This window comes from Pseudomonas sp. Ga0074129, from assembly GCA_001465025.1.
In the GTDB taxonomy this organism is placed as follows: Bacteria; Pseudomonadota; Gammaproteobacteria; order Pseudomonadales; family Pseudomonadaceae; genus Aquipseudomonas.
In genome coordinates this window covers 1-26,375 of sequence record LNDO01000109.1, presented here as the reverse complement: position 1 = coordinate 26,375, position 26,375 = coordinate 1, and the positions used below count along the sequence as shown (strand labels likewise).

General features: G+C 58.7%; 29 protein-coding genes and 5 pseudogenes. 9 read left to right on the top strand and 25 right to left on the bottom strand.

All coding sequences use genetic code 11. The annotated features are described in order from the left end of the window. The first annotated feature begins 37 nt into the window (after positions 1 to 37). The 3 genes from AUK77_RS17090 (at position 38) to trxA (ending at position 2,084) form a co-directional block, all read left to right on the top strand. The gene (locus tag AUK77_RS17090; protein WP_296132092.1) at positions 38 to 487 is read left to right on the top strand and encodes a YbaY family lipoprotein; all 450 of its coding nucleotides are present in this window, start codon (positions 38 to 40) and stop codon (positions 485 to 487) included. Continuing rightward, positions 484 to 1,140: a 50S ribosomal protein L11 methyltransferase gene (locus tag AUK77_RS17085; RefSeq protein ID WP_296132089.1), complete on the top strand. Its 657-nt coding sequence runs from the start codon at positions 484 to 486 to the stop codon at positions 1,138 to 1,140. Before AUK77_RS17090 ends, AUK77_RS17085 begins: the two co-directional genes overlap by 4 nt. A gap of 71 nt (positions 1,141 to 1,211) precedes the next feature. Beyond that, positions 1,212 to 2,084 (top strand): thioredoxin, encoded by an 873-nt coding sequence (gene trxA, locus AUK77_RS17080; protein WP_296132086.1) that lies wholly within the window; start codon positions 1,212 to 1,214, stop codon positions 2,082 to 2,084. A 125-nt stretch (positions 2,085 to 2,209) separates the two neighbouring features. On the opposite strand, the gene AUK77_RS17075 is transcribed toward trxA, so the two are convergent. Continuing rightward, on the bottom strand, positions 2,210 to 2,566 hold the full coding sequence (locus AUK77_RS17075) for a hypothetical protein (protein ID WP_296132084.1): 357 nt from the start codon (positions 2,564 to 2,566) through the stop codon (positions 2,210 to 2,212). Between the two features lie 127 nt (positions 2,567 to 2,693). On the opposite strand from AUK77_RS17075, the gene AUK77_RS17070 reads away from it, so the two are divergent. The 4 genes from AUK77_RS17070 to AUK77_RS17055 all read left to right on the top strand — a co-directional run bounded on the left by AUK77_RS17070 (position 2,694) and on the right by AUK77_RS17055 (position 5,945). Continuing rightward, complete coding sequence (locus AUK77_RS17070; RefSeq protein WP_296132081.1) at positions 2,694 to 3,302, top strand: DUF2796 domain-containing protein; 609 nt, start codon at positions 2,694 to 2,696, stop codon at positions 3,300 to 3,302. A gap of 134 nt (positions 3,303 to 3,436) precedes the next feature. Further along, positions 3,437 to 4,147, top strand: a complete 711-nt coding sequence (locus tag AUK77_RS17065) for an ABC transporter ATP-binding protein (RefSeq protein ID WP_296132078.1) — start codon at positions 3,437 to 3,439, stop codon at positions 4,145 to 4,147. A 2-nt stretch (positions 4,148 to 4,149) separates the two neighbouring features. After that, positions 4,150 to 5,415: an ABC transporter permease gene (locus tag AUK77_RS17060; protein WP_296132075.1), complete on the top strand. Its 1,266-nt coding sequence runs from the start codon at positions 4,150 to 4,152 to the stop codon at positions 5,413 to 5,415. Positions 5,416 to 5,423: 8 nt separating this feature from the next. Next, positions 5,424 to 5,945 carry a DUF3299 domain-containing protein gene (locus AUK77_RS17055; protein ID WP_296132072.1) on the top strand — a complete coding sequence of 174 codons (522 nt, stop codon included), beginning with the start codon at positions 5,424 to 5,426 and terminating at the stop codon, positions 5,943 to 5,945. A 152-nt stretch (positions 5,946 to 6,097) separates the two neighbouring features. On the opposite strand, the gene AUK77_RS17050 is transcribed toward AUK77_RS17055, so the two are convergent. From AUK77_RS17050 to AUK77_RS17025, 6 genes are read right to left on the bottom strand one after another with little or no spacing between them, the layout of a single operon-like run. Then, entirely contained in the window at positions 6,098 to 7,195 is a 1,098-nt protein-coding gene (locus AUK77_RS17050; RefSeq protein WP_296132069.1) for a hypothetical protein, read from the bottom strand. A gap of 1 nt (position 7,196) precedes the next feature. Next, entirely contained in the window at positions 7,197 to 7,883 is a 687-nt protein-coding gene (locus AUK77_RS17045) for an energy transducer TonB (RefSeq protein ID WP_296132066.1), read from the bottom strand. After that, a complete protein-coding gene (locus AUK77_RS17040) occupies positions 7,883 to 8,293 on the bottom strand; it encodes a biopolymer transporter ExbD (protein ID WP_296132064.1) in 411 nt (136 codons plus the stop codon). The genes AUK77_RS17045 and AUK77_RS17040 overlap by 1 nt, the downstream gene beginning before the upstream one ends. 10 nt (positions 8,294 to 8,303) lie before the next feature. Then, positions 8,304 to 8,789 (bottom strand): MotA/TolQ/ExbB proton channel family protein, encoded by a 486-nt coding sequence (locus AUK77_RS17035; RefSeq protein WP_296132154.1) that lies wholly within the window; start codon positions 8,787 to 8,789, stop codon positions 8,304 to 8,306. Between the two features lie 55 nt (positions 8,790 to 8,844). Beyond that, positions 8,845 to 10,191: a MotA/TolQ/ExbB proton channel family protein gene (locus tag AUK77_RS17030; RefSeq protein ID WP_296132063.1), complete on the bottom strand. Its 1,347-nt coding sequence runs from the start codon at positions 10,189 to 10,191 to the stop codon at positions 8,845 to 8,847. Beyond that, positions 10,188 to 10,958: a DUF3450 domain-containing protein gene (locus tag AUK77_RS17025; protein ID WP_296132060.1), complete on the bottom strand. Its 771-nt coding sequence runs from the start codon at positions 10,956 to 10,958 to the stop codon at positions 10,188 to 10,190. The genes AUK77_RS17030 and AUK77_RS17025 overlap by 4 nt, the downstream gene beginning before the upstream one ends. Positions 10,959 to 11,396: 438 nt before the next feature. On the opposite strand from AUK77_RS17025, the gene AUK77_RS17020 reads away from it, so the two are divergent. Continuing rightward, a complete protein-coding gene (locus AUK77_RS17020; RefSeq protein WP_296132057.1) occupies positions 11,397 to 12,071 on the top strand; it encodes an OmpW family outer membrane protein in 675 nt (224 codons plus the stop codon). Between the two features lie 89 nt (positions 12,072 to 12,160). Here the strand turns inward: AUK77_RS17020 and AUK77_RS17015 are convergent, their stop codons facing one another. The 4 genes from AUK77_RS17015 to AUK77_RS17000 are packed head-to-tail and all read right to left on the bottom strand — an operon-like array spanning position 12,161 to position 15,890. Beyond that, positions 12,161 to 13,093: an NAD-dependent epimerase/dehydratase family protein gene (locus AUK77_RS17015; RefSeq protein WP_296132055.1), complete on the bottom strand. Its 933-nt coding sequence runs from the start codon at positions 13,091 to 13,093 to the stop codon at positions 12,161 to 12,163. After that, on the bottom strand, positions 13,086 to 13,970 hold the full coding sequence (locus AUK77_RS17010; RefSeq protein WP_296132052.1) for a sugar nucleotide-binding protein: 885 nt from the start codon (positions 13,968 to 13,970) through the stop codon (positions 13,086 to 13,088). The genes AUK77_RS17015 and AUK77_RS17010 overlap by 8 nt, the downstream gene beginning before the upstream one ends. A 22-nt stretch (positions 13,971 to 13,992) precedes the next feature. Then, complete coding sequence (locus tag AUK77_RS17005; RefSeq protein WP_296132049.1) at positions 13,993 to 14,484, bottom strand: single-stranded DNA-binding protein; 492 nt, start codon at positions 14,482 to 14,484, stop codon at positions 13,993 to 13,995. Between the two features lie 17 nt (positions 14,485 to 14,501). Beyond that, complete coding sequence (locus AUK77_RS17000) at positions 14,502 to 15,890, bottom strand: MFS transporter (protein ID WP_296132047.1); 1,389 nt, start codon at positions 15,888 to 15,890, stop codon at positions 14,502 to 14,504. Between the two features lie 135 nt (positions 15,891 to 16,025). Between AUK77_RS17000 and uvrA the strand changes: the two genes are divergently transcribed. Beyond that, a complete protein-coding gene (gene uvrA / locus AUK77_RS16995; protein WP_296132045.1) occupies positions 16,026 to 18,860 on the top strand; it encodes an excinuclease ABC subunit UvrA in 2,835 nt (944 codons plus the stop codon). A 124-nt stretch (positions 18,861 to 18,984) separates the two neighbouring features. Here uvrA and bfr read toward each other — a convergent pair whose 3' ends face one another. The 14 genes and pseudogenes from bfr to rpsH all read right to left on the bottom strand — a co-directional run. Next, positions 18,985 to 19,449, bottom strand: coding sequence for a bacterioferritin (bfr, locus tag AUK77_RS16990; RefSeq protein ID WP_296132043.1), 465 nt, complete (start codon positions 19,447 to 19,449; stop codon positions 18,985 to 18,987). 317 nt (positions 19,450 to 19,766) lie between these two features. Continuing rightward, the gene (gene rplQ, locus AUK77_RS16985; protein WP_069519894.1) at positions 19,767 to 20,153 is read right to left on the bottom strand and encodes a 50S ribosomal protein L17; all 387 of its coding nucleotides are present in this window, start codon (positions 20,151 to 20,153) and stop codon (positions 19,767 to 19,769) included. A 42-nt stretch (positions 20,154 to 20,195) separates the two neighbouring features. Beyond that, positions 20,196 to 21,157 (bottom strand): annotated as a pseudogene (gene rpoA, locus AUK77_RS16980) (DNA-directed RNA polymerase subunit alpha). A gap of 22 nt (positions 21,158 to 21,179) precedes the next feature. Beyond that, positions 21,180 to 21,687 (bottom strand): annotated as a pseudogene (gene rpsD / locus AUK77_RS16975) (30S ribosomal protein S4); the annotation flags it as partial. 83 nt (positions 21,688 to 21,770) lie between these two features. Beyond that, the gene (rpsK, locus tag AUK77_RS16970; RefSeq protein WP_013789773.1) at positions 21,771 to 22,160 is read right to left on the bottom strand and encodes a 30S ribosomal protein S11; all 390 of its coding nucleotides are present in this window, start codon (positions 22,158 to 22,160) and stop codon (positions 21,771 to 21,773) included. 30 nt (positions 22,161 to 22,190) lie between these two features. Beyond that, positions 22,191 to 22,547 (bottom strand): 30S ribosomal protein S13, encoded by a 357-nt coding sequence (rpsM, locus tag AUK77_RS16965; RefSeq protein ID WP_010487012.1) that lies wholly within the window; start codon positions 22,545 to 22,547, stop codon positions 22,191 to 22,193. A 132-nt stretch (positions 22,548 to 22,679) separates the two neighbouring features. After that, positions 22,680 to 22,796 (bottom strand): 50S ribosomal protein L36, encoded by a 117-nt coding sequence (gene rpmJ, locus AUK77_RS16960; RefSeq protein WP_002555468.1) that lies wholly within the window; start codon positions 22,794 to 22,796, stop codon positions 22,680 to 22,682. A gap of 26 nt (positions 22,797 to 22,822) precedes the next feature. After that, positions 22,823 to 24,041, bottom strand: a pseudogene (gene secY, locus AUK77_RS16955) (preprotein translocase subunit SecY). Then, positions 24,042 to 24,444 (bottom strand): annotated as a pseudogene (rplO, locus tag AUK77_RS16950) (50S ribosomal protein L15). Between the two features lie 3 nt (positions 24,445 to 24,447). Beyond that, the gene (gene rpmD / locus AUK77_RS16945) at positions 24,448 to 24,627 is read right to left on the bottom strand and encodes a 50S ribosomal protein L30 (protein ID WP_296132040.1); all 180 of its coding nucleotides are present in this window, start codon (positions 24,625 to 24,627) and stop codon (positions 24,448 to 24,450) included. A gap of 2 nt (positions 24,628 to 24,629) precedes the next feature. After that, on the bottom strand, positions 24,630 to 25,130 hold the full coding sequence (gene rpsE / locus AUK77_RS16940) for a 30S ribosomal protein S5 (protein ID WP_108487729.1): 501 nt from the start codon (positions 25,128 to 25,130) through the stop codon (positions 24,630 to 24,632). 3 nt (positions 25,131 to 25,133) lie between these two features. Then, entirely contained in the window at positions 25,134 to 25,460 is a 327-nt protein-coding gene (gene rplR, locus AUK77_RS16935; protein WP_296132036.1) for a 50S ribosomal protein L18, read from the bottom strand. A 1-nt stretch (position 25,461) separates the two neighbouring features. Further along, positions 25,462 to 25,989 (bottom strand): annotated as a pseudogene (gene rplF, locus AUK77_RS16930) (50S ribosomal protein L6); the annotation flags it as partial. Positions 25,990 to 26,001: 12 nt separating this feature from the next. After that, positions 26,002 to 26,375: 30S ribosomal protein S8 (gene rpsH, locus AUK77_RS16925; protein WP_296132035.1), on the bottom strand; the 374-nt coding region annotated here is incomplete at its 5' end.

The window sequence follows — 26,375 nt, the reverse complement described above, 5'->3', positions numbered from 1 at the left end:
ACAAGCGCCCATCCAACGCAGCCCAGTGATTGCCCTGATGAAAGCGCCTACGCCGTTTCGCCCATTGATCCTGCTTAGCCTGCTTGCTGTGCTGAGCGCCTGCACGCGTGACACCCCAGAGCAGCCGGTGGCGGTAGCCGCGCCACCCGTGCAAGCCGCCCCGACTCCGCTGCAGGCGCACCAACGTGAATTAACCGGCAGCCTGCTAAACATACCGCTCGCCGCCGAGGTGGAACTGGCCTTGCTGGCGGTCGATCAACGCGGTCGACCGCACGCCACACTCGGCACCGCCCAACTGCGCAGCAACGGCACGCCGCTGGATTTTCGCCTGGTCTTCGACCCTCAAACCTTCTCCAAACACAGCCGTGTGGAGCTGCACGGCCGCGCCAATCAAGCGGGCAAATTGATCCTGCGCCTGCCACCTCAGCCCATTATTCAGGCAAACAGCCAAACCCTCGGCGCGCTGCACCTGGTGCCCGCGCCATGAGTGCCCCAGCCGCACTGCAACAGGCGCTGAGCGCGCTGCTGGGTGATGCGCAACTGTCGGCAGAAACCCTGCCTGGCACCGACATCAAACTGTGGCTGATCGACGCCAACAACATGCACCGTGCCTTCAGCCCAGAAGAAACCCGGCGCATTCTTGAAGAGCCGCCCTACTGGTGTTTCTGTTGGGCCAGCGGCTTGGTGCTCGCGCGCTGGTTGGCGCAAAACCCGCAATGGGTGCACGGCAAACGCGTGCTGGATTTCGGTGCGGGTTCGGGCGTGGCGGCCATTGCGGCGGCCAAGGCCGGCGCACTCGAAGTGGTGGCCTGCGACCTCGACCCACTGGCGCTGGAAGCCTGCAAAGCCAATGCAGCACTGAATGAGGTCACGCTCAGCTACTCGGCCGATTTCTTTGCCGAAGCCGACCGCTTTGATCTGATCATCGTCGCCGACGTGCTCTACGACCGTGCCAACCTGCCGCTGCTCGACCAGTTCCTCAGTCGAGGCCGCCAAGCGTTAGTGGCCGACTCACGGGTGCGTGATTTTCAGCATCCGCTGTATCAGCGCCTGGGCATGCTGGAGGCCTGTACCTGGCCAGACCTGGCCGAGCCGGCTGAGTTTCGCCATGTCAGCCTGTACTTCGCCGAACGCACCTAAACGCCCTTGTATCCGCCGCGCCGCGCCCGCATTTATAGTCCATTCCATTCTTCGCCCAGACGAGACCGACCATGAGCGACACGCCTTACATTTTTGATATCGCTGGCAGTAGCAACTTCGAACAACTGGTGATTGAAAACTCATTCGAGACACCCGTGCTGGTGGATTTCTGGGCCGAATGGTGCGCGCCGTGCAAAGCACTGATGCCACTGCTGGCGAAAATCACCGAGGAGTATCGCGGCGAACTGCTGCTGGCCAAGGTCAACTGCGACATCGAGCAAGAGATCGTCGCCCGCTTCGGCATTCGCAGCCTGCCGACCGTGGTGCTGTTCAAAGATGGTCAGCCTGTGGACGGTTTTGCCGGCGCACAGCCTGAATCGGCCATCCGTGAAATGCTCAAGCCCCACGTGGCAGAACCCGCACCAGAAGCGGCTGATCCAATGGAGGCGGCGCAGGCACTGTTCAGCGAAGGGCGCTTTGCCGATGCCGAAGCCCTGCTCAAGGTGCTGCTGACGGAAAACAACGAACACGCCGCCGCGCTGATTCTGTATGCCCGCTGCCTGGCCGAACGCGGTGAACTGGGCGAAGCCGAATTGGTGCTGAACGCCGTGAAAGGTGACGAACACAAGCAGGCCCTGGCCGGCGCGCGGGCGCAATTGACGTTCCTGCGTCAGGCCGCCGAGATGCCTGACGTGGCCAGCCTGAAAACCCGCCTAGCGCAAAACGCCGATGACGATGAAGCCAGCTACCAACTGGCCATTCAGCAACTGTCCCGCCAGCACTATGAGCCGGCACTGGATGCGCTGCTTAAGCTGTTTGTCCGCAACCGCAGCTACGCCGACGGCCTGCCGCACAAAACCTTGTTGCAAGTCTTCGACCTGCTGGGCAACGACCATCCACTGGTCACGACCTACCGGCGCAAGTTGTATCAAGCCATTTACTAGGCAACTCCCTGCGGCTAAAGCCCCTCCCACGGGTGCTGCTCGCCCCGTGGAAGGGGCTGGCGGTACTTCGCTTTAGCCGCGACAGGTCAAATGATCGATCACTTGCCTCTGCGCCGCGTTGGCACTTATTGAACAACCCAGTGATAAATCGGCGCATCCACGCCCGCCTCCATGCGCACCTGCGCGCAATGCCGCAGGCGCACCAGCAGGCGTTTACCTGCGGCTTCGCTACCAGCTAGCCCGGCCAGTTGGGCGAGCAACTGTGGCCCTTCCACCTGTCCGGCTTGGCGCACCAACTGCAACGTGGTTTGCCACAGTGCGTCACTGGCCGCCGGCGCATCGGCCGGTTTGGGGGGCTCAACGGCTGTCGCGGGCAGCGCTTCGGCGCGCACATGCTGAGCGAGTTGCGCCCAATCCTGCGCATCCAGCTCAACCGTCAAATCCACCGGCCAGTCACCGATTTGCCCCCGAATTCGCACCATCTGATCATCCTCACGTAAAACAGCACCCATGCTCCCACGAGCACGCATGCGCGCCAAGCAAGGCTGGCCTTGCACAGCCGAAAATTGTTATAACGTAACGACTACTTTTCCAGCCCCGGAGATCACCATGCGCCGCCTGCTCCTTGCCCTGCCGTTTGCTCTGCTGCCCCTGACCAGCCCTGTTACCGCGAACGAACACGAACACAAAGACCATCACCACGAGCACGACCATGCCGAACACGGCAGCCTGGATGCCCATGAACACGGCGCTGCCCAGCTCAACGTTGTACTCGATGGCAAGGCGTTGGAGCTGCAACTGGACAGCCCAGCCATGAACCTGGTCGGCTTCGAGCATGCCGCCAAGAGTGACGCCGACAAAGCCAAGGTCAGCGCTGCGCGCAGCGAACTGGAAAAGCCGCACGCACTCTTTGGGCTCACCACGGGGGACTGCGCGCTGACTAAGAAATCACTGGAAAGCCCGCTGTTCAGCGCCTCAGCGCCTGCCGAAAAGCACGACCATGACCACGACCACAAGAAAGCCCACGACGGCGAACACAGCGACATTGAGGCCCACTACATGCTGGAATGCCAACAGCCTGACGATTTGAAACAACTTGACCTGGCTGAACTGTTCAAGCGCTTCCCCAGCACCGAGAAAATTCAGGTACAACTGATCGGCCCCAATGGCCAGCAAGGGCTAGAGTTGACGCCCGCTCAGCCGACCCTGAGCTTCTGATTTACTGATTTAACGTAGGGTGGCTCGGGGCGCGCAGCCGACGCTTCACCCATCCACCCTTGCAGTTTTGCGGTGGATAAAAGGCGCATCAGTTAGGTGCGCCACACCACCCTACGCCACAAACGAGTTTCCCCATGAGTTCAGCCCTGATCCAACTGTCCAACCTCGGCTTTGCCTGGCCCGGCCATCCCGAGTTGCTGGACATTGACGCCTTCACCCTGCAACGCGGCGAAAGCCTATTCCTCAAAGGCCCGAGCGGCAGCGGCAAGACCACTCTGCTCGGCCTGCTCGGCGGCGTACAAAAGCCTGACCGCGGCCGTATCGAATTGCTGGGGCAGGATTTAAGCCAGTTGAGTGCCGGCGCACGTGACCGCTTTCGCGTCGATCACACCGGCTATGTTTTTCAGCAGTTCAACCTGCTGCCGTTTCTTTCAGTACGCGAGAACGTCGAGCTGCCCTGTCACTTCTCAAAGCTGCGCGCCAGCCGTGCAGTGCAGCGACACGGCAGCGTAGCCGAAGCCACCCGCGCCCTGCTCGCCCACCTGGGCTTGCAGCAAGCAGAACTGCTGCAGCGCCGTGCAGGCGAACTGTCCATCGGTCAGCAGCAACGGGTGGCGGCCGCCCGCGCGCTGATCGGCCAGCCGGAGTTGGTAATCGCGGACGAACCCACCTCCGCACTGGATGCCGACGCCCGCGAAGCCTTTCTTGAGCTGCTGTTCGCCGAATGCCGTGCGGCCGGTTCCAGCTTGTTGTTTGTCAGCCACGACCAGAGCCTGGCGCACCTGTTCGACCGCAGCCTGTCGTTGGCCGAACTCAACAAAGCCACCCGACTGGCGGAGATTTAACGATGTACCTACTTCGTCTCGCTCTCGCCAGCCTGGGCAACCGTCGATTCACCGCCTGGCTGACCGTGTTCGCCATTGCCCTTTCTGTCTGCCTGCTGCTCGCCGTGGAGCGGGTGCGCACCGAAGCGCGCGCCAGCTTTGCCAACACCATCAGCGGCACCGACCTGATCGTCGGGGCGCGCTCGGGCAGCGTCAATTTGCTGCTGTACTCGGTGTTCCGCATCGGCAACGCCACCAACAACATCCGCTGGGAAAGCTACGAGCAACTGGCCAAGCACCGCCAGGTGAAATGGGCGATCCCGATTTCGCTCGGTGACTCACACCGTGGCTACCGGGTCATGGGCACCAACACCGCCTATTTCGAGCACTACCGCTACTCACGTACTCAACAGTTGCAGCTGAGCAGCGGTCGCGCCTTTGCCGATGACCCTTTTGAGGTGGTGCTCGGCGCGGAAGTGGCGCAGGCGCTCGCTTACAAACTCGGCGATGAACTGGTGCTGGCCCATGGCGTGGCTGCCATCAGCCTGCTTAAACATGACGACAAACCGTTCAAGGTCGTGGGCATTCTTGATCGCACCGGCACGCCGGTGGACCGCACCCTGCACATCTCACTCGCGGGGATGGAAGCCCTGCACGTCGACTGGCAAAACGGCATGCCCGCGCGCGGCGCTGCCAAGGTCAGCGCTGAGCAGGCGCGGGCCATGGACCTGCAGCCCACGCAAATTACGGCTGTGCTATTGGGCCTGAACAGCAAAATTGCCACCTTCAGCCTGCAACGTGAAATCAATGAATTTCGCGGCGAGCCGTTGCTGGCCATCCTCCCCGGCGTCGCCCTGCAAGAACTCTGGAGCCTGATGGGCACAGCCGAGAAAGCACTGTTTGTGGTCTCGCTATTCGTCGTGCTAACCGGCCTGATCGGCATGCTTACGGCGATTCTCACCAGCCTCAACGAACGCCGTCGGGAAATGGCCATATTGCGCTCGGTGGGCGCCCGCCCCTGGCATATCGCCAGCCTGCTGATTGTCGAAGCCTTCGCCTTGGCCCTGGCGGGCGTATTGCTGGGCGTGCTGCTGCTTTATGTCGGGATTGCTGGCGCGCAAGGCTTCGTCCAAGCCAACTACGGCCTGTACCTGCCGTTGAACATGCCAAGCCGCTATGAGTGGACTCTGCTCGGCGCTATCCTGAGCGCCGCCCTGATGATGGGCTGTGTACCGGCCTGGCGGGCATACCGCCAATCTCTGGCTGATGGCTTATCGATTCGTTTATGAGGCTGCCCATGCAACGCTCACTGCTTGCCACCCTACTGCTGACCTTCAGCCTGCCATTGTTCGCAGGCGAGGTGCGCGAGCTGACCTGGTCAGAAATGGTTCCACCTGACGCGCCGCCGCAGATCGTCGAACCCGCCCCCATCCATGATCTCGCACAGTTGGCCGACGCCTTGTCCGAGTCCGGCCCGGCAGCCATGCAACAGTCGCCCAACGCCCCAGTGGTGCAGGCCTTGAATGGCCAATCGGTGAAGCTACCCGGCTACATCGTCCCGTTGGATGTGACTGACGAAGGTCGCGTGACTGAATTTCTGCTGGTGCCCTTCTTCGGCGCGTGCATCCACGTGCCACCACCACCGTCCAATCAGATTGTGCATGTCACCAGTGAACTCGGCGTGATGCTGGATGCGCTGTATCAACCGTTCTGGATCGAAGGCCCGATGAAAGTCGAACAGACCAGCAGCGAGTTGGCCGAAGCCGGCTACCAGATGGAAGCGCAAAAGATTTACGCCTATGAGCTGCCGGATAGTTGAGTAAGGCCTTAAGGTCGAAGCCGTTCAGCCAAAACAGGTGAACGGCCTTTCGTAGCCTGGATGAAATCCAGGGGCACGTTAGCGCATAAGCAGCCTTTCCCGGATTGCATCCGGGCTACAAAGCCACTTGGCTGCAACAAGCTGGAAGTCGATTAGCCCGCGCTGGCCACGCGCTTTTCGCGCTGAAAACTCATCTCGCTTTCTGCCCAGTTGCGCCAGGCGCGCACTTTGCTGCGCTCGGCACCGGCACGCTCGGCCTGACGTAACGCATCCAGCCCGGCCTGCCAGCGCGCCTGTTCCAGCTCCAGCTGCGCCAACTGCAACCAATGTTTGGCACTGCCCGAGCGCGCGGCTAATTCGCGGTAGATCTGCGCGGCCTGTTGCCGTTCCCGCGCCTGCCACCACAGCAGGCCCAAGCGCTCTTCACGGGCACTGGTGCGTGGCAACAACCCTTGCTCCAGCATGCCGGAGAGCAACTTAGCCCCCTGCCAAGGCTGGTCGGCCGACCCAGCCAGCAGCACCAGATTATCCAACTCGCCTTCGCTGAAGCGCAGGCCTTTCTGGTAAGCCGCACGCAGCGTAGCCAGGGCTTTGTCGTGCTGACCACTCAGTTGCTGCAGCGCCGCCAGCTGACGCCAGCCCTTGACCTCGTTGGGCTGGCGCGCCAGCAACTGGCGCTGCCAACGTTCGGCCATGGCATAACGCTTAAGATCAGCATTCATCGCCACCAAAAACTGCAGCCAACTGTCGGCAGCACGGGGGTTGGCCTGCACATAGCGCTCGGCCAATGGCAGCGCTTTGGCGGGCTGACCAAGCCCTTGATAGGCCTGCACCAGCATCTGCAGCACCTCTTCGCCAGCACTGGCCTGCTGGGGTGCAAGCAAGGCTACAACGCGGGCATAACGCTGTTCGATAAGGTTCAGGCGCGCCAAATTGAGGCTTTCTTCGGCCTGCAACCCGGCATCCAGTTTGCCGCCTTGGATGACCTTATCGAGTAGCGCGATGGCCTGCGCATTCTGCCCCTGCGCCCAGGCCAGATACGCCCGACTGCGCCATAACAAGCTCTCTTCAAGGCTGCCAGGGGCACCGGTAACGCTGTCGAGCGCACGCTGGGCGGCCGAATAATCGCCGTTTTTCTGCGCGGCCTGCGCGCTGTCCAGCGCGCGGAAAACCGCGGGGTCAACCGTCAAGTCTGCTGCCTGCACAGCACCAGCAGCACACAGCGCGATCAGTAAAACCAGGCGATACATATCAGCGAGCTCCTTCCAGGCGGAAGTACAGGGTTTTCACCGCTTCACGCGAAACAGCCAACCCACCTTCGGTACGCGGGGCAAAACGCCAGCGCACGGCGGCACGACGGGCTTCACGTTCAAATACGTTTTGCGGGCTGGCTTCAATCACGCGCACGTTTTCCACCGAGCCGGCGCGGTTGATGGTGAAGGCCAATTTGACGTGCCCTTCAATACCACGCTGCAAGGCATAACGCGGGTATTCCGGGCTGACATCGTTGAGCGGCATCACTTCACTTTCCGGGCCGCCCGGCTGGCCACCACCGGCGTCACTGGGCGCAGGTACGCTTGGAGCTGATGCGCCTGCAGCCAGCCCACTTAAACTCGGGGTCGGCGCACTGTTGACGGCAATACCACTGCTCAGGCTCGGCACAGGCAGGTCCAGTGCTGGCAGATTAGCGCTTGGCGTTGCGGTCATCGGTGTCGGCGGGGTTGGCGTCTGTGGCGTTTGCGCTTGCGGCGGCTGCGGTGCTTGCTGACGGGTGCGCGTGGCGGTGTCGCTGGTATCGCCATCCAGACGGACAAAGTTCGCCACCGTCAGCGGTTCATCGCTGGGCTTGCTGCTGGGCGGCGCGACCATGTAAAGCATCAGGCCGAACAGCGCCAGCGCCATTAAACAGGCCGCCGCAAAGGACAGGGGCAGACGCATTAAAGCGCTCCCGCCGTGGCGGCCAGGGCCACATCCTGCACGCCGGCCAGGCGCGCCTGATCCATCACCTGCACCACCAGACCGGTGCGCGCATCTTGATCGGCCTGCACCACCACCGCACCGTCCGGCTGGTCGACACGCATGCGCTCGACATGGGCACGCACGCTGCGTACATCCACCACTTTTTTATCCATCCAGACCTGACCGTCTGCGGTAATTGCGATCAGGATGTTGCCTTTGTCCTGCGGGCTGGCGGTTTCTGCCTGAGGCCGCTGCACGTCGACACCCGACTCTTTGATAAACGAGCTGGTGACGATAAAGAAGATCAGCATGATAAAGACCACGTCGAGCATCGGCGTCAGGTCGATACCGGTGTCTTCGTCTTGCTGATGGTGACGGCGCATTCTCATGGGGGTTATCTCAGTCGTGTCGCAGCTGATCAGCCAGCCGCTCTAAAGCCCGACGGGCGTCACGTTCAAGACGCGCCAGGCTGAACAATCCAGTAATTGCCAGCACCATGCCGGCCATGGTCGGCAGGGTCGCTTGCCAAACGCCAGCAGCCATACCGCGCGGGTTGCCGGTACCGCTGATGGCCAACACATCGAACACGGCGACCATGCCAGTGACGGTGCCCAACAACCCCAGCAGCGGGTACATCGCCACCAGGCTTTTGCTCACCCGCAATGGCCCCAGCAGGCGCTGCTGTGCTTGCGCCAACCAAGCGCTGCGTACGGCACGCTGCCAGTTGCCGGGGTCATCGCTGAGCACTTGCTGCCAGGCCTGGCGACGCTCGCTGACCCACTCTGGGAACACGCGGCGCATGTACCAGAAGCGCTCGAAGACCAGGGTCCAGAACACCACGCACAACACCGCCAGCGCCCACATCACCACGCCGCCAGCGCTCATAAAATCGAACAGCGCATGGCCACTGTCGACCACGCGCCACCACAGCACCGCCCAATCAGTCACGGCGCGGCGCCCCGGATAGATGCAAGGCGATCAGACCGGCGCTTTGTTGCTCCAGCAACTGGATCAGGCTCTTGCTGCGGCTGGCCAGCAGGGTGTGCAGGAACAGCAGCGGAATCGCCACCACCAAGCCCTGCACCGTAGTGACCAGTGCTTGCGAGATACCATCAGCCATCAGTCGCGAATCGCCACCACCGCCCTGGGTAATCGCCTGGAAGGTGACGATCATGCCAGTCACGGTGCCGAGCAGACCGAGCAGCGGCGCGACCGCGCTGAGCAACTTGAGCAGACCCTGGCCTTTTTCCAACGGCGGCGTCTCCTGCAGAATGGCTTCGTCGAGTCTCAGCTCGAGGGTTTCCAGATCCGCCAACTGCGGTTTAGGACCCAGCACGCCGATGATCCGCCCTAGCGGGTTATCCGCGCGCGGCGCACTCAGGTCATGCATCTGCGCATTCACGCTGCGCCCTACGCGGGTCAGGTAGACCATGCGCCACAACGCCAAAAGCAAACCAAACGCGCCCAAGGCGAGAATCACCCAGCCGACCAGACCGCCCTGCTGCACGCGATCCCACAGCTGTGGCTGGCGCTGCAATTGCGCCAGCCACGTGCCACGGCTCGGGTCCACGGGCAGTTGGCTAACCGCCGCCGTGCTGCTCAGAAAGTCGGCCACGTCGCCCAGACCGGAAGGCTGGCGTGGCGGAGCCAGCAACTCACCGGCATCGGCGTCGTAGCGGAGAAAGGCGTCATCGCTGTAGGCGGAGAAAGTGCCCACGCGCAATACGTTTGCGTTGCTGCGCTGGCCATCCGCGGCGACCACTGGCAACTGCAATTGCTCAACCCGACCACTGGCGGTGAGGTCTTCAAGCAGCAGCATCCAATAGCCATCAAGGTCAGCGGCAGACGGCAGGGTGCGGCTTTCAGCAAGCGTGTTAAGGCGAGTCAGACGCTCGGGAAATTGCGCATTGAGCAGACTGTCCTGCCATTGCCCGGCGACATCGCCGGCGCTCTGACGGACGACGCCGAACAACTCGCCCAGATGACCCGCCCGCTGGGTTAGGAGTTTTTCCTGTTCGGCCAACTGGCTTTCCTGACGATCAAATTCGGCCTTTAGCTGTTCAGCTTCAGCCTTCTGCGTAGCCAGGGCACTGCGCGCACTGGCCAGCAACTGAGCACGCTCGCCACGCTCGGCAATAAAAGCCTGCTCACGGCTTTGCATGGCGCTAACTTCAGCAGCACGCTCGCTGCGAATACGTTGCAGCAGTTGATCTGGGCTCAATGGTTCGGCAGCGCCAGCCAAGGCAGGCAGCAGCGCCAGGGTAAAAGCAAGAACGCGACGATTCATGGCTTGGCCTCCAGCGCCAGGGTCTTCACGGGCAGGTCAAGCAAGGCCGGAGCCTGCTCTTGGCGAGCAATGGCAATAGCCTGGTGCAGTGGTCGCCGTGCATTGCTGTCGAGCAGCTGCCAGCTGCGGATTTGCGGGTTCCACCAGCCACTTTCATGGCCATCCAGGGTTTGGTAATACAGCATCACGCGACCCAAACGGAGAAACTCGACACTGCGCGAACCTCCTTCAGCAGGTAGTTCGCCACGCCAGGCTTCCACAGTGCGGCCGTAGTCGCTCTCGACCTGATAGGCCTCCAAGATGCGCCGGTACTTCTCTGCCAAGCTGACATCGGCGCGCGGCAGCAGATCCTGCAACTGCGCCAAACGGTCACTGCGCTCATCCGGCAGGAAGGGTAAATCGGCCGCGATAAACTCGCCCAACACTTCGACCATGCGGCGCATCTGTGGCGTCACGGCTTCCTGAGTGCGCTCAATACCCTCCAGCTGCTCTTGATAGCCCGTCAGCTCTTTACGCTGCGCGGCGACCAACTCGCGCAACTGGGCGTTATAACCTTGCAAGGCCTCCGCCTGCTGCAGCGCATTGCGGTACTCGGTGAGCATTTCCCGGCTGGCGTCATCCAGCTGTTCGATTCGTGCTTGCGAAGCCTTGGCATCGGCCGCCAGTTGCTGGCTTTCATCCAGCGCAGCATCCAAAGGGGTCGCCGCGAGCGGCGCGCTGGCCAGAACCAGAGCGACTGCCAGCAGGCGCTTCGGCAGAGGGATCATGAGGGCATTCCTTGTGAGCAGAACGTACATAAAGAGAACTATTATCAACTGCACCACCATCACCAAGCAACCTTATAAATGCATGCCTAAGCACTGCAACGGCAGGTCACGAGTAAACAGTCGTCAGAATTTAGCGCAGTGATGAACGCCGCGTGAGCGCAGCGGCGATAAACCATAGACAAACTGGTTGAGCAGCTCACTCATATAAAGCAGCTAGCCAATCAACGAATGGGGACGGGAATGCGTCTTTGTCGCGCAACTCTAGGACTGCCAACACCCTCGGGCAATCGCGGGGAGGTCTGTCTACCCCCCCCCAAAAACAGCTGGCGCTAAATTTTGTTAGCTCACTACTTTATTGAGCTGGATCAACAGTCATTTTTTCAGCGCCCCCTAACATCGTACCCAGCTAATACGAACCGATGCTTTAGGGAGCACATCATGCGTACTTCACTCTTTACCGCTTCACTGCTGGCCCTGGCAATTGCCGCCCCACTGGCGCAGGCACACCAAGCTGGCGACATCATCGTGCGTGCCGGTGCAATCACCGTTGATCCGCAGGAAAGCAGCAGCGATATCTGGGTTGGAGCGCTCGGCGGCGATGTAGCCGGCACCAAGGCGACCCTAGACAGCGACACACAGCTGGGCCTGAACTTCGCCTACATGCTGACTAACAACATCGGTATCGAATTGCTGGCTGTCACACCGTTTAGCCATAACGTGGGCGTCAAAGGTCTGGGCGGTCTAGACGGAAACCTGGGCGAACTCAAACACCTGCCGCCGACCCTGAGCGTGGTGTACTACCCTCTTGACGCCAGCTCGGCCTTCCAGCCTTATGTCGGCGCTGGCATCAACTACACATGGTTCTTTGATACAGAGTTGAGCAGCACCGCTAAAGACAATGGTTTCAGTGGCTTAGACATGAAAGATTCTTGGGGCCTGGCTGCTCAGGTCGGTATGGATTACATGCTGACCGACAACATCATGCTGAACGCCCAAGTGCGTTACATCGATATTGAAACCACCGGCACTACCAACATCCTTGGCGACAAAGTCAAAGTAGACGTCGACGTAGACCCGTTCGTTTACATGGTTGGCCTGGGCTACAAGTTCTAAGCCCGACACCTGCAAAAAAGCCGGCGCTTGCAGCCGGCTTTTTTGTGCCTGTTATCCGCCCATTTACTGGCATAGCCTGCAGCGCACACTCACACCTGCAGTAAGCGGCGCAGCCCTTCAACCAAAGGCGTTGGTGCAGGCAATGAGTAGGCGGCCTGCAATCGTTCAATTGATGCACGCGAATGGCGGATATCGCCAGGGCGCGACGCCAAGTAAGCAACCTCCGGCAAGCCGCCGCAGAGCTGGCCGACAGCCGCCAGCAACTGGTTAAGGCTCACGGCCTGATTCCAGCCCACATTGACCGCGCCCTCTACCACCTGCGGCATCTGCAGCGCCTGCACCAGCAACTGCACCAGATCCGCCACATAGAAAAAGTCGCGCGTCTGCTCGCCGTCACCAAACACAGTAATCGGCAAGCCCTGCTGCGCACGCTGGGTGAAAATGCTGATCACCCCGGAGTACGGCGAAGACGGATCCTGGCGCGGCCCAAAAACATTAAAAAACCGAAAGATAGCCGGCGTAAGCCCATGCTGGCGGCGATAAAAATCCAGGTAATGCTCGCTGGATAATTTATCGGCCGCATAAGGCGTTAATGGCGCCTTTGGCGTTTGCTCATCAATTGAGGTGCCTTCGCCGTTGTTGCCATAAACAGCCGCACTGGAAGCAAATACGACGCGCGAAAGGCCATTCAGGCGCATGGCTTCACAGACATTTAGGGTGCCAACAAAGTTACTCTGATGAGTGGCCACCGGGTCATCCACCGACGCTTGCACCGAAGCCACCGCCGCCAGATGCGCAACAGCCGAGCAACCGGCAACCGCCTGCGCGACCACGGCGGCATCGGCCACATCGCCTTGGATAAACTGCAATTGCGGATTAGCCAACGGCAAGTTGGCCAACGAGCCCATGGACAGGTTGTCCAGCACGCGCACGGCGTGCCCCTGCGCCAGCAAGGCATCCACCAAGTGAGAGCCAATAAAACCGGCGCCACCAGTCACCAGCACAGGACGAGAATCAGACATGGCGGTAATAACGATCCAATAAGGCCGGCAGCCCCGAACGCCAAGCACGCGGCTTGATGCCGAAGGTGTGAAGAATTTTCTTGCAGGACAGTACGGCATGCTGCGGCTCTTCAGCCGCATCCGAGCGCGCACTGTGCGCCTGCGGCGATAGCTCATCGAGCAAATTGCTGCGGAACTGACGAGCCTCATTCAGCACCGCCTGCCCCAATGCCAGGGACGTCGTTGCCTCGTGCCCGCCGTAGTGATAGGTGCCCCACAACGGGGTTTGGCAATCCAGCTGCTTGAGCACGGCCAGAATCACCCGCGCAGCATCATCGACAGGTGTTGGATTGCCCCGCCGATCATCGGCCAGTAACAGCGGCGATGCTTGTTCCGCACGACTTAAAAAGCGGCCCAGCAGGCCTTTGGCGCTGTCGTCGAGTAACCAGCCGAAGCGCAGCAGGACATGCCGCGGACAGGTGGCGCGGACACACTGCTCAAACCGCAACAACGCCTGCCCTCGCACACCAAGCGGTACAGGATCTTCTTTTTCGCTGTAGGCGGTGGCGCGGGCACCATCAAATACGCGGTAGCTGGATGGTTGCACCAAACGGATCTGATGGTGCTGACACAACTCGGCCAATCGTTCGACAGACCGCGCCTGCGCAGCAAAAGACGCCTCACTCACCGTCTCGGCCTGAAACCAGTCGAAGTAGTAAGCGAGGTTGATCAGGGCATCAGGACGGGTGTCATCCAGCAACTGGGTCAGGCTGGCGGGTTCCCAGCCAGCTTCAGGCGGCTTGGGTGCGAGGAAGCCAATATCTTCTTCAGCACCCAGCCGAATAAGCGCTTGCCCCAACGCATTGCCACCGCCCAGCAGCATAAGCCGCATACGCATAATCGAACGCTAACTCAGGCGATCAAAACGGGATGTCGTCATCAAAGCTGTCAAAATCAGCAGCCGGTTGCGGGGCTTGCTGAGGCGCCGGGCGTGGCGCTGACTGCTGCGCTTCGCGCTGCGGTGCCGGGCGCTGCTGACGTGGCGCAGAATCACCACCGGCGTTATCCGGACGACCACCGAGCAACTGCATGGTGCCTTGCATATCGACGATGATTTCAGTGGTGTAACGCTTCACACCATCTTTTTCCCACTCGCGGGTTTGCAGTTTGCCTTCGATATAGACCTGCGAACCTTTACGCAGGTACTCGCCAGCAATCTCGGCGACCTTGCCGAACAGCGACACACGGTGCCACTCGGTTTTCTCGACCTTCTGACCGGTTTGTTTGTCGGTCCACTGCTCGCTGGTCGCCAGGCTCAGGTTGGTAACCGCATTGCCGCTTGGCAGGTAGCGGGTTTCCGGATCCTGTCCGCAGGTACCTACCAGAATGACTTTGTTAACCCCACGGGCCATAACGTTCTCCTAGGCTATCAGCACGTCACCGGCGCCGGCTCTATGAGGCGCTCAAGGGACGTGCGGTCCAATTGTTGGGTATCGACTTTGATATAAATGGCGGCTTCATCACGCACCACTACGGCGTCCGCCACTCCGGGCACAGCCTGTAAACGCTCGGCTAGGCTTGCATCCTCCAAGGCCGCAGACGAAAGCGGCAGGCGCAAGCTGGTGACATAAGGCGGTTCGCGCATAGTAACAGCAAAGCCCAACCAAAGAAGAGCCATGCCCGCGCAACCAAGAAACACGCCCGACAAGCTGTAATGCTGATACAGCCAGCCGCCGAGAATGCCGCCAATGGCCGCACCAAGGAACTGACTGGTGGCGTAAACCCCCATGGCAGTGCCCTTGCCGCCCGCCGGCGCGACCTTGCTAACCAAAGAAGGCAGCGATGCCTCAAGCAGATTAAAGGCCGTGAAAAAGACCACCATACCCAGCACCAACGTGCGCAGGTTTTGCTCGACCATCACAAAGAACAACTCACAGACCAGCAACACCAGCACAGCGCCGATCAACACTTGCTTCATCCGGCGTTTTTTCTCACCGTAGATGATGAACGGCACCATGGCGAAAAAGCCCACCAGCAAGGCCGTCAGATAAACCCACCAGTGCTCTTCCTTGGCCAAGCTGCCCTGCTCAACTAACGCCAAAGGCAGGGCAATAAAGCTGGCCATCAAGATGGCGTGCAGAGCCAGGATGGCAAAATCCAGCCGCAGCAAATCAAAATTTTTCAAGGTGGGTAAAAGGGCCTGACTGGCCACGCCCGACTCCCGATGCTGCAGCGCGCTGGATGCACGCGGCACCCAGCCGGCTACGACAACGATACCCAGCAGCGCCATCGCCGCCGTTGCGAGAAATAAACCGGAAAGACCAAAGGCACGCGTCAGCAATGGCCCCACCACCATCGCCACGGCAAACGACAGACCAATGCTCATGCCGATCATGGCCATCGCCTTGGTGCGATGCTGCTCACGGGTGAGGTCGGACAGCAGGGCCATCACTGCAGCCGAAATAGCACCCGCCCCCTGCAAGACTCGGCCGGCAATTACACCCCAAATGCTGTCCGCATTCGCCGCCAACAAACTGCCAGCGGCAAAAATCAGCAGCCCGACATAAATCACCGGACGCCGGCCAATACGATCACTGAGCATACCGAAGGGAATCTGCAGCACGGCCTGAGTCAGGCCGTAAGCGCCAATGGCTAATCCAATCAAAGCCGGCGTGCTGCCTTGCAACTCCATGCCGTAGGTTGCCATCACCGGCAGCACCATAAACAGGCCAAGCATGCGGAACGCAAACACCAACGCCAAACCGCTGGCTGCTCGGGCTTCGCCGCCACTCATGCGCTCACTGTGCTGATCGTGCATGGAAAACGCTCTATTAAAAACAGGCGGCGATTCTAGCAGCCTGATCGCACCTGGCACAGCAGTGACGCTTTGCCGCGCTGGTCCTCGGAGCCGTATACTCGGTGGTTTTCCGCCCGCCATGCGAGGCTGTTGTTTGTGGACAAGATACTGATTCGGGGTGCTCGCACCCACAACCTGAAAAACATCGACCTGACCCTGCCGCGCGTCAAGCTGATTGTCATCACTGGCTTATCTGGCTCGGGCAAATCATCGCTGGCCTTCGACACCCTTTATGCGGAAGGACAGCGCCGCTACGTTGAGTCGCTGTCGGCCTACGCCCGGCAGTTTCTCTCGATGATGGAAAAGCCTGACGTCGATACCATCGAAGGCCTTTCGCCGGCGATTTCCATCGAGCAGAAGTCCACCTCACACAACCCACGCTCCACCGTCGGCACCATCACCGAAATTTACGACTACCTGCGCCTGCTATATGCCCGCGCTGGCATTCCGCGCTGCCCGGACCACGATCTGCCGCTGGAAGCGCAGACCGTCAGCCAGATGGTCGATCAGGTGCTGGCCCTGCCCGAAGGCAGCAAACTGATGCTGCTCGCCCCGGTAATTCGCGAACGCAAAGGTGAACACCTTGCGGTCTTTGATGAACTGCGCGCGCAGGGTTTTGTCCGCGTGCGGATCAACGGCAAGATTTACGAACTGGACGAACTGCCGAAGCTCGACAAGCAGAAGAAGCACAGCATTGATGCCGTGGTTGACCGCTTCAAGGCGCGCGGCGATATGCAGCAGCGCCTGGCTGAATCTTTCGAAACAGCACTAAAGCTCGCCGACGGCCTGGCCCTGATCGCACCAATGGAGGGGGAAATCGGTGAAGAGATCATCTTCTCTGCCCGCTTTGCCTGCCCGGTGTGCGGCCACTCGATCAGTGAACTTGAACCCAAGCTGTTCTCCTTCAACAATCCGGCCGGTGCCTGCCCGACCTGCGACGGCCTCGGCGTTAAGCAGTTCTTCGACACCAAGCGCCTGGTCAACGGCGAACTGACCCTGGCCGAAGGCGCGATCCGCGGCTGGGACAGGCGCAACGTTTATTACTTCCAGATGCTCGGCTCTTTGGCTGCACATTACGGATTCAGCCTAGAAGTGCCGTTTGACGAACTCAGCGCCGAACACCAGAAATGCATTCTGTTTGGCAGCGGTACGCAAAACGTCGATTTCAAATACCTCAACGACCGTGGCGACATCGTTAAGCGCTCGCATCCCTTCGAAGGCATCGTGCCGAATCTGGAGCGGCGCTACCGCGAAACCGAATCGTCCAGCGTACGTGAAGAACTGGCCAAGTTTCTCAGCACCCAAGCCTGCCAGGACTGCCGCGGCACCCGCCTGCGCCGCGAAGCGCGCCACGTATGGGTTGGCGAGAAGACGCTGCCGGCAGTCAGCGGCATGCCCATTGGCGACGCTACCGAGTACTTCGGCAGCTTGGCTTTGCCGGGACGTCGCGGTGAAATTGCGGAAAAGATCCTCAAGGAAATCCGCGAACGCCTGCAATTCTTGGTCAACGTCGGCCTCGATTACCTGACCCTCGACCGCAGCGCGGACACCCTTTCTGGTGGTGAAGCGCAGCGTATTCGCTTGGCCAGCCAGATCGGCGCCGGCCTCGTCGGTGTGATGTACATCCTCGACGAACCGAGCATCGGCCTGCATCAGCGCGACAACGAACGCCTGCTCGGCACCCTGCGCCACTTGCGCGACATCGGCAACACGGTGATCGTGGTCGAACACGACGAAGACGCCATCCGCATGGCCGACTACGTGGTGGATATCGGCCCTGGTGCCGGCGTGCATGGCGGACAAATCGTCGCCCAAGGCACCGCAGCCGAAGTCATGGCTCATCCGGACTCGCTTACGGGCAAGTACTTGTCCGGGCGCGTGAAAATCGCCGTACCTGCCAAGCGTCACCCGCGCGATAAAAAACTCTTGCTGAAGATCAAGGGCGCGCGCGGCAATAACCTGCGCAATGTCGACCTGGAAATCCCGATCGGCCTGCTCACGTGTGTCACCGGTGTTTCCGGCTCCGGCAAGTCGACGCTGATCAACAACACCCTATTCCCGCTGAGCGCCACGGCACTGAATGGCGCAACCACCTTGGAAGCGGCTGCCCACGACAGCATCGACGGCCTTCAGCACCTGGATAAGGTAGTGGACATCGATCAAAGCCCAATTGGCCGCACGCCGCGCTCCAACCCTGCGACCTACACCGGGCTTTTCACGCCAATCCGCGAGCTGTTCGCCGGGGTGCCGGAGTCGCGCTCGCGCGGATACGGCCCTGGACGCTTCTCCTTCAACGTCAAAGGCGGACGCTGCGAAGCCTGCCAAGGCGATGGCCTGATCAAGGTGGAAATGCACTTTCTGCCGGACATCTACGTGCCCTGCGATGTGTGCAAAAGCAAACGCTACAACCGCGAAACCCTAGAGGTTAAGTACAAGGGCAAGAGCATCACCGAAGTACTCGACATGACCATCGAAGAAGCGCGCGTGTTCTTCGATGCCGTGCCCGCCCTGGCGCGCAAGCTGCAAACGCTGATGGATGTCGGCCTGTCTTATATCAAGCTGGGCCAGAGTGCGACCACTCTGTCCGGCGGCGAGGCACAGCGGGTCAAGCTGAGCCGTGAGCTGAGCAAGCGCGATACCGGCAAGACCCTGTACATCCTCGACGAGCCGACAACGGGCCTGCACTTTGCCGATATCCAGCAACTGCTCGACGTCTTGCATCGCCTGCGTGATCACGGCAACACGGTCGTGGTTATTGAGCACAACCTGGACGTGATCAAAACAGCCGACTGGCTGGTGGATCTCGGCCCCGAGGGTGGATCAAAAGGCGGCCAGATCATCGCCGTCGGCACGCCAGAAGAAGTCGCCGAAATGCCGCAATCGCACACAGGCTTCTTCCTCAAGCCATTGCTAGAGCGCGATCGAGACTAACTACAGAAAAAAACTCAAGCAGCACGCCACAAAAAAGCCAGAGCGGATCACCTCCGCTCTGGCTTTTTCACTTGCACACTTTTTGCCGAGTAAGACCTGTAAGCACGGCCACGCGCTTTAACGCTTACATCTGACTTTGCAAATAATTCTCCAGACCCACTCTCTCGATCAATCCCAATTGGGCTTCCAGCCAATAAGCATGATCTTCTTCAGTGTCTTTGAGCTGAACCAACAAAATATCGCGGGTTTGATAATCCTGGTGCTGCTCGCACAGCGCAATACCCTTACTCAGCGCGGCGCGCACATGGTACTCAAGCGCTAGGTCGAGCTTGAGCATCTCGGGGACTGTCTGACCAAAATGGAAGCTGTCAGGCACCATATCCGGCGCACCCTCAAGAAACAGAATGCGCTTGAGGATGGCGTCAGCGTGCTGAGTCTCTTCCTCCATTTCATGATTGATACGCTCATACAGCTTTGCGAAACCCCAGTCTTCATACAGACGTGAGTGCACGAAATATTGATCACGAGCCGCAAGCTCACCCTTGAGCAGCATTTTCAAGTAATCGATAACTTCTGCATGACCTTTCATGGCTCAAATCCTCACAAAAACACATCATTCATGGGGCTATGCTGTGGCGCGCCTGCAAAACGGTCAAGCTAAAAACCAAACAGCGTTGCAGGCACGAAATCGGGCATATCAACAATAAAAGGGGCAACCCACCCTGCAACCTGCGCACGTGACCATTGATCGAGCTGCATTAAGTGCACCTAACCAACAATTGCCTCCAAGCAGATTAGCAGGGCAACCAATTACAGGCCGCCACATAAAACACCAGCAGAACTAATTACCAACGCCCAGATAACAAAAAACCGGGCCAAGGCCCGGTTTTTCATACAACCTGCAACTTACTCAGCGTCTACCGCTGCACCAGCGACCGGACGGTCAACCAGCTCAACATAAGCCATTGGAGCATTGTCGCCAGTACGGAAACCGCACTTGAGAATACGCAGGTAACCGCCCTGACGGGTGGCGTAGCGCTTGCCCAGATCGTTAAACAGCTTACCAACGATGGCTTTCGAACGCGTACGGTCGAAGGCCAGACGACGGTTTGCAACGCTGTCTTCTTTAGCCAGAGTGATAAGCGGCTCGGCAACGCGACGCAGCTCTTTGGCTTTCGGCAGAGTAGTTTTGATCAGCTCATGCTCGAACAGCGATACCGCCATGTTCTGGAACATGGCCTTGCGGTGTGCGCTGGTGCGGCTGAGGTGACGGCCACTTTTACGATGACGCATGGTTCAATTCCTTACCAAACTCACGTTCGGTGATGATGACGATCAGGCAGTCGCCTTATCGTCTTTCTTCAGACTTGCCGGCGGCCAGTTGTCGAGGCGCATACCGAGGGACAGACCGCGAGAAGCCAGAACATCCTTGATTTCAGTCAGGGATTTCTTGCCCAAGTTCGGCGTTTTCAACAGTTCTACTTCGGTGCGCTGAATCAGATCGCCGATGTAGTAAATGTTCTCTGCTTTGAGGCAGTTAGCCGAACGTACAGTCAGTTCCAGGTCATCAACCGGACGGAGGAGGATCGGATCGATCTCATCTTCCTGCTCGATAACAACAGGCTCACTGTCACCTTTGAGGTCGACGAATGCAGCCAACTGCTGTTGCAGGATGGTTGCAGCACGGCGAATAGCCTCTTCCGGATCCAGAGTACCGTTGGTTTCCAGGTCGATAACCAGTTTGTCCAAGTTGGTACGCTGCTCAACACGAGCATTTTCCACCACGTACGACACACGGCGTACCGGGCTGAACGAAGCATCCAGCTGCAAGCGACCAATGCTGCGGCTTTCGTCTTCATCGCTCTGACGAGCGTCAGCCGGCTCATAGCCGCGACCACGAGCTATGGTGAGCTTCATGTTCAGCGCGCCAGTGGAAGCCAGGTTGGCGATTACGTGGTCGCCATTGACGATTTCGACATCGTGATCCAGCTGAATATCGGCAGCGGTAACTACGCCCGAGCCCTTCTTCGCCAGAGTCAACGTCACTTCGTCACGACCGTGCAGTTTGAAAGCCAGACCTTTAAGGTTGAGCAGGATTTCAATTACGTCTTCCTGAACACCTTCGATGGCGCTGTACTCATGGAGTACACCGTCAATAGGATGCGACGCAGCGCGTTGCCCAGCGTATGGCCAAAGCCACGCTCGAGAGGCTCGAGAGTGATCTTGGCGCGGGTCGAACTGACCACCTGCACATCAATGTGACGGGGGGTCAGGAACTCATTTACCGAAATCTGCATGGATGCACCTATTTTCTAGCCCTTACTTGGAGTAGAGCTCGACAATCAGGCTTTCGTTGATGTCGGCGGAGAGATCACTGCGAGCCGGAACGCTTTTGAACACGCCGGATTTCTTCTCAGTGTCTACTTCTACCCATTCAACGCGGCCACGCTGGGCACACAGCTCAAGAGCTTGAACAATGCGCAGCTGATTCTTCGATTTCTCGCGAACTGCAACAACGTCACCAGCTTTAACCTGGTAGGACGGAACGTTAACAGTTTTACCGTTTACGCTGATCGACTTGTGCGATACCAGCTGACGGGATTCAGCGCGAGTTGCGCCGTAACCCATGCGGTAAACCACGTTATCCAGACGGCACTCGAGCAGTTGCAGAAGGTTCTCACCAGTAGCGCCTTTCTTACCGGCAGCTTCTTTGTAATAACCGCTGAACTGACGCTCAAGTACGCCATAGATGCGGCGAACTTTTTGCTTCTCACGCAGCTGGGTGCCGTAGTCAGACTGACGGCCACGGCGCTGACCGTGAATACCTTTTCAGGAAAAGATCTGTGCCTTCACGACGAGACAGTTTGCATTTGGGACCAATGTAACGAGCCATTTCTCACTGTCTCCTGATTACACGCGACGCTTCTTCGAAGGACGGCACCCGTTATGCGGGATTGGCGTCACATCGGTGATGCTGGCGATCTTATAGCCACAGCCGTTCAAAGCACGGACAGCGGACTCACGACCCGGACCTGGACCCTTGACGTTAACGTCGAGGTTCTTCAGACCGTATTCCAGCGCAGCTTGACCAGCACGCTCAGCAGCCACCTGGGCAGCGAACGGGGTGCTTTTACGCGAGCCGCGGAAACCCGAACCACCAGAGGTAGCCCAGGATAGGGCGTTGCCCTGACGGTCAGTAATGGTCACGATTGTGTTGTTGAAAGAAGCGTGGATGTGGGCGATGCCATCAACCACCGTCTTTTTTACTTTTTTACGAGTACGAGCAGCAGGTTTTGCCATGACTAGATTCCTGTCGATGCGCGAATGCGATTACTTGCGGATCGGCTTACGCGGGCCCTTACGGGTACGCGCGTTGGTCTTGGTACGCTGACCGCGGACCGGAAGACCACGACGATGACGCAGGCCGCGATAGCAACCCAGGTCCATCAAGCGCTTGATTTTCATGTTCACTTCACGACGCAGGTCGCCTTCGGTATTAACCTTGGCCACTTCGCCACGCAGCTGCTCGATCTGCTCGTCAGAGAGATCTTTGATTTTAGCTGCCGGATTAACACCGGTAGCAGCACAGATTTTCTGTGCAGTGGTGCGACCAACACCAAAGATGTAGGTCAACGAGATAACAGTGTGCTTGTTATCCGGAATGTTAACGCCTGCAATACGGGCCATTCAGTGGAACTCCAATTGACAGCTACCTACGCCCCGGAAGCCAAGAAATAGGGCGCGAGATATTAACGCTGTAATAACAAATAATCAACCCGGCAGCGCACTAGCTGCCGGGCTTGTAACGCTCAATCACACTCAGCCTTGGCGCTGCTTGTGACGCGGTTCCGCGCTGCAAATCACTCGCACAACACCTTCGCGACGAATAATTTTGCAGTTACGGCACAGCTTTTTCACCGATGCACGAACTTTCATCACCAACTCCTCGAACCTTATGGACTTCAGCGCAGCATGCCGCTGCCGTAGCCCTTCAGGTTGGCTTTCTTCATCAGGGATTCGTACTGGTGCGAAACGAGGTGCGATTGTACTTGCGACATAAAGTCCATCACAACCACGACCACGATCAGCAACGAGGTCCCGCCAAGATAGAACGGTACGTTGGCAGCCACCACCAAGAACTGGGGCAACAAGCAACACGCCATCGATATAGCGCGCCGATTGCTCACCGGGACGGATACCCGGAATAAAGGCACCGGACTTCTTCAGGTTTTCCGCTACGTCTTTCGGGTTAAACATCAACGCTGTGTAGAAGAAGCAGAAAAAGATAATCCCTGCACTAAACAGCAAAATGTTCAACGGCTGACCAGGAGCGATAGCCTGCGAAATATCCTGCAGCCAGCCCATACCCTCAGACTGACCAAACCAGGCACCCAGCGAAGCCGGGAATAACAGAAGGCTGCTGGCAAAAATGGCCGGGATAACACCCGCCATATTCACCTTCAACGGCAAGTGGCTTGTTTGCGCAGCGAAGACCTTACGGCCCTGCTGACGCTTGGCGTAATGCACAGCAATGCGACGCTGGCCACGCTCAATGAAGACCACAAAACCGATAATCGCTACTGCCAGCAAACCGATGGCAATCAGGGCAAAAATATTGATATCGCCCTGTCGAGCAGACTCAAAAGACTGCCCAATTGCCGACGGCAGACCGGCCACGATGCCTGCAAAAATCAGCATCGAAATACCGTTGCCAACACCGCGCTCAGTGATTTGTTCGCCAAGCCACATCATGAACATCGCGCCCGACACAAATGTGGTGATCGCAACGAAGTGGAAGCCAAAATCGACTGAAAACGCTACGCCCTGACTGGCCAAACCAACGGACATACCGATACGGGTGTACTGGCTAATCTTACGACGGCCAGCTTCACCTTCCTTCTTCAACTGCTCCAGCTGCGGGCTGACAGCGGTCATGAGCTGCATGATGATCGACGCCGAAATGTACGGCATGATCCCCAATGCAAAAATACTCATGCGCTCCAGCGCGCCACCGGAAAACATGTTGAACAAGCTAAGAATGGTCCCCTCATTCTGTCGAAACAGGTCTGCCAGCCGATCGGGGTTGATACCGGGAACCGGGATGTGTGCACCTATCCGACGAGCCCAGAGCTCGGATAACCCGCCATTGCTGAGCGCTGAGAGAGCACCTTGCTTAGCCATTTATTCCTCGAACTTACCGCCAGCTGCTTCGATAGCCGCGCGCGCACCTTTGGTGACGGCGATACCTTTAAGGGTGACCGCTTGAGTAACCTCACCGGACAGCATGACTTTCACGCGCTGTACGTTTTGGTTAATCAGGTTGGCATCCTTCAGCGACTGCAGAGTGACAATGCCGCCTTCGATTTTATTCAGCTCGGACGTACGCACTTGGGCGCGATCCATAGCTTTCAAAGAAACGAAGCCGAACTTAGGCAGACGGCGGTGCAGAGGCTGCTGGCCGCCTTCAAAACCCGGAGCAATAGTGCCGGCCACCAGTCTTACCCAAACCGCTACCGATACCACGGCCCGGACGGTGCTTCTCGCGACGGGAACCCGGCGCAGGACTCAAATCGTTCAGGTACATGAATTAACCCTCGACTCGCAGCATGTAGTAAGCCTTGTTGATCATCCCGCGATTCTCAGGAGTATCCAGCACTTCTACGGTGTGACCGATACGACGCAGACCCAAACCCTTGACGCAGAGTTTGTGGTTTGGAATACGACCGGTCATGCTTTTTACCAGCGTAACTTTTACGGTGTTAGCCATGATTAGAGAATCTCCTCGACGCTCTTGCCACGCTTGGCCGCAACAGAACTAGGCGACTGCATAGCTTTCAAACCTTTGAAAGTGGCGTAAACCACGTTCACAGGGTTAGTCGAGCCGTAGCACTTAGCCAGAACGTTTTGCACGCCAGCAACTTCCAGAACAGCACGCATTGCGCCGCCAGCGATGATGCCGGTACCTTCAGAAGCAGGCTGCATGTACACCTTGGAGGCGCCATGAGCAGACTTCATTGCGTACTGGAGCGTGGTGCCGTTCAGGTCTACCTGAATCATGTTGCGACGAGCAGCCTCCATCGCCTTTTGGATGGCAGCAGGCACTTCACGGGATTTACCACGGCCGAAACCAACACGACCCTTACCATCACCTACCACGGTCAACGCGGTGAAAGTGAAGATACGGCCGCCTTTAACGGTCTTGGCAACGCGGTTAACCTGTACCAGCTTCTCGATATAGCCTTCGTCGCGCTTTTGGTCGTTATTTGCCATAACTTAGAACTCCAGCCCGCCTTCACGAGCAGCATCAGCCAGCGCCTTAACGCGGCCGTGGTACTTGAAGCCAGAACGGTCGAATGCAACCTGAGTTACACCAGCGGCTTTCGCGCGCTCGGCAACCAGCTCACCAACTTTCTTGGCCGCGTCGACGTTGCCAGTGGCGCCGTCACGCAGTGCTTTGTCCAAGGTAGAGGCGCTGGCCAGAACCTTGCTGCCGTCGGCCGAAATGACCTGGGCATAGATGTGCTGCGAAGAGCGATACACGCAGAGACGCACGGCTTCGAGCTCGTGCATTTTCAGGCGTGCTTTGCGAGCGCGACGCATTCTTCTTGGCTTCTTTACGGCGGACGACTTCGTCAGCGTAACGAACACCTTTGCCCTTGTAAGGTTCAGGACGACGGAAGTCACGAATCTCCGCAGCCACCTGACCAACCAGTTGTTTGTCGACACCCTTAATCAGGATCTCGGTCTGGGTAGGGGTTTCAGCTACTACACCGTCCGGCAACTCATAGTCGATCGGATGGGAGAAGCCGAGAGCGAGGTTTAGCACCTGACCTTTGGCTTGCGCTTTGTAACCAACACCAACCAGCTGCAGCTTACGCTCAAAGCCAGTGCTAACACCGATCACCATATTGTTGACCAGGGCGCGAGTGGTACCGGCCATTGCACGAGTCTGCTGATCGCCATTGCGAGCAGCGAAACGCAGCTCACCAGCTTCTTGCAGGACTTCAACGGACGAGTGAACATTCAGTTCGAGAGTGCCCTTGGCACCCTTCACCGAAAGCTGTTGGCCGGCGAGATTGATCTCAACACCAGCGGGCAGCTTTACGGGGTTCTTAGCAACGCGAGACATGCTTATCCCCCCTTAGAACACTGTGCAGAGCACTTCGCCGCCGACACCGGCAGCGCGCGCAGCGCGGTCCGTCATCACACCCTTGTTGGTGGAGACGATGGATACACCGAGACCGCCACGAACTTTCGGCAGATCATCGACGGATTTGTATTGGCGAAGGCCTGGACGGCTTACGCGCTTAACTTCTTCGATAACCGGACGGCCTTCGAAGTACTTCAGCTCGATGGACAGCTGCGGCTTAACTTCGCCGCTGATCTGATAACCCGCAATATAACCTTCGTCTTTCAAAACTTTGGCTACAGCCACCTTCAACGTGGAAGACGGCATGCTTACGACGGACTTTTCAGCCATCTGGGCATTACGGATACGAGTTAGCATGTCCGCTA